The sequence below is a fragment of the Actinosynnema sp. genome, assembly GCF_052038725.1.
Window position 1 is genome coordinate 1 of the sequence record NZ_JBQGCX010000722.1, and the last position, 2,640, is coordinate 2,640.

The 2,640-nt window shown below is 75.9% G+C and carries 3 protein-coding genes; all 3 read right to left on the reverse strand.

What is annotated here, in order from left to right; translation table 11 throughout:
• Positions 1-44 precede the first annotated feature (44 nt).
• Complete coding sequence (locus ACTUAL_RS15000) at positions 45-1,370, reverse strand: putative T7SS-secreted protein (protein ID WP_440900678.1); 1,326 nt, start codon at positions 1,368-1,370, stop codon at positions 45-47.
• Positions 1,367-1,900, reverse strand: coding sequence for a hypothetical protein (locus ACTUAL_RS15005; RefSeq protein ID WP_440900679.1), 534 nt, complete (start codon positions 1,898-1,900; stop codon positions 1,367-1,369). The genes ACTUAL_RS15000 and ACTUAL_RS15005 overlap by 4 nt, the downstream gene beginning before the upstream one ends.
• 178 nt (positions 1,901-2,078) lie before the next feature.
• Positions 2,079-2,640: FadR/GntR family transcriptional regulator (locus ACTUAL_RS15010; protein WP_440900680.1), on the reverse strand; the 562-nt coding region annotated here is incomplete at its 5' end.

The following is a 2,640-nucleotide window of genomic DNA, read 5'->3' on the forward strand; positions in this document are numbered from 1 at the left end:
GTGGACCCGCGGTCCACTGCGGACTTGATCGTCGGCGGGCGCCGCTAGAACAGATCGCCGAAGAACCTCGTCACCTGCTTCCCGGCATTGTCCACGGCGCCACCGACCGCGCTCAGCCCGTCACCGATCGCGCCCGCCGCGTCGGCCGCGGTCGACACCACGGCCCTCGGGTCGACGGTGAACTCGAACCCCAGCTTGCCGCCGAGGCCGAGCCCGGCGCCGAACGAGCCGCCGACGTGGAACTTGCCGTCCGGTCCCAGGCCGAGCTGGGCGTCCGCCGTCAGCCCCGCGCCCGCCCACGCCTCGGCCGTGCCGCCGACCCCGATGCCCGCGGCCTCCACGCTGCCCTCGGCCTTGGCCCGCGCGCCCGCGAACGCGTCCACCTCGGCCCGCGCGCCCGAGGCGTTGAGCGTGAACCGGCCCGAGCCCGTCGCGCCGACGTAGCCGGTGGCGCTGCCCGACGCCGAGGCGTGCTCACCCATCCTGACCTGGCCGGACGCCTCCAGCTTCGCCAGGTACGCCTCGGCGCTCGCGGTCGCGGTGATGCCGCTCGCGCCCCACTTGGCGTCGGCCCGCGCGCCCGCGCCCAGCACGTCGACGCCGTACCGCCCGTCACCGGAGAGGAGGCCGTCGTCGAACGACCCCTCGCCGTCGACGCCCCAGACCCTGGCCTCGGCCTCACCGGACCACTCGCCGGTGGGCACGTCGACGCCCAGCAGGTCGAGCAGGGCGGTGGCGCCCTCGGCGAAGTCCTCGTCCAGGCCGGGCGAGGCGCCGTGGCCGAACTCGGCCGGCTTCTTCTTCCAGGCCGGGTCCATCCCGTCGCCGAACCTCGTCCCGCCGGACTTGCCGTGCCTGCCGTCCGGGCCCTCGGGCAGGCCGAGCTCCTCGGCGGCCCGCCCACCGGCCTCGGCCAGCTCGTCCCGCGCGGCCCGCAGGATGCGCTCGGCCTCCTGGAACACCCCGGCCGCCGGGTCGGCGAACGTGCCGACCAGGCCGCTCGCGACCTGCGCCAGGAAGTGCGACCGGGCCAGGCGGGAGAGCGCTTTCGCGGCGGCGTGCAGCTCGATCGCGCGCTGCGCCTCGGCCTGCGCCCACACCAGCTTCGCGGCGTAGTCGGCCAGCGCCTCACCGCCCTCGCCGAGCTCCTCGACGGCCGCGAGCCACAGCGGCGGCTCCTCGCCGAACGCGCCCCGGAACGCCTCGGCGGCCTCGCCCGTCCACCCGGCCACGTCGACCGACCCGAGGTCCGCGCCTGCGCCGGACACCGCCCGCACGCCCTGGACCAGCAGCCGCAGGTCGGCGCCGATCGCCTCCGGGAGGCCGGGGACCAGGTCGCGGGGGTCGCTGGTCTGCCCGAGCGCGCTCACCGCCGACCACCGCCCAACCTGCGCCCGATCCGGCCCTCGGCGGCGGTGGACGCGCCGACCGCGCCCGAACCGACCGCGCCCGAACCGACCGCGCCGACGGTCCCACCCGCGACGTCACCACCCGCGCCGCCCGCGACACCACCCGTGACACCCGCGCCGCCGCTGATCCCGCCGGTCACGCCCGACCCGCCCGCGCCGCCAGGGCTGACCGCGCCGCCCGCGATCCCGCCGACCGGGCCCTGCCCGTCGACCGCCCGCATCCGCGCCGACACCCGGTGCTCCTGCTCGACGTACGCGCCCGCCGTCGCCTCCAGCTCCCGGCCGTGCTCCTCGGCGCGCTCCCGCAGCTCCGTCACCCGCAGGACGGCCCGCTCGATGAAGTCGGCCCAGCCGGCCTGCACGCCCGCGTGCCCGTAATCACCCGACGGCGGGCGCCAGTGCGGGCCGACGACGCCGTCCACCGCGCCGCCGATGCTCCTGGCCGTGCCCCGAAGCTCGTCGGGCACGCTGCGGTAACCCCCACCGGACATGTCGCTCCACGAGGATGTGCTCAGGCGTGAGCGGGCTTCCCCCCTGCGCTACGCCTCGCAGGTCCCGTTGGCCTGCTTTCGTTCTATCAGGGGACACCTGAACGTGTGAGCGGTTTCGTGTGGATAGTCCACAGTGGATCAAGGTGGGGGTCCGGCGGCGCCGCCCGGACAGGTGGGGTCAGGCGTCGCCCGCCCGCGCGCCCCCGGACGGCAGCGAGCTGCTCAGCCGCAGGCCCGCCGTCGTCATGTGCGCGGCCATCGCCTCGGCGGCGGCCTGCGGGTCCCGCGCCCTCAGCGCCTCCAGCACCCGGCTGTGCTCCTGGATCGACAGCTCCGCGTGCGGCCGGTCGCGCAGGCCGCGCTCGACCCACACCCGGATCAGCGAGCGGATGCTCTGCAGCAGGTGGTGCAGGACCTCGTTGCCCGCGATGTGGCCGATGTCCATGTGGAACATCATGTCGGCCTCGACGAACCGCTCCAGGTCGTCGACCGAGGCGCGCATGGTGTCGACGTACCCGCTCAGCCGCTCCAGCTCCTCGTCGCCGACCCGGCTCGCGGCCAGCCGCACCGCGTAGGTCTCCAGGCCGTGGCGGACCTCGATCAGCTCCTGGGTCTGCGGCTCGCCGAGCATCAACCCCCAGCTCAGCGTCTTGGGCAGCAGCTCGGAGGCGTCGCCGCGCAGGTACGTTCCGGAGCCGGGCTTGACCACCACGACGCCGAGCAGCTCCAGCGCGGCCAGC

Coding starts and splice junctions, on each gene's coding strand:
- ACTUAL_RS15005 (WP_440900679.1), bottom strand. CDS start 1,900: ATGTCCGGTGGGGGTTACCGCAGCGTGCCCGACGAGCTTCGGGGCACG.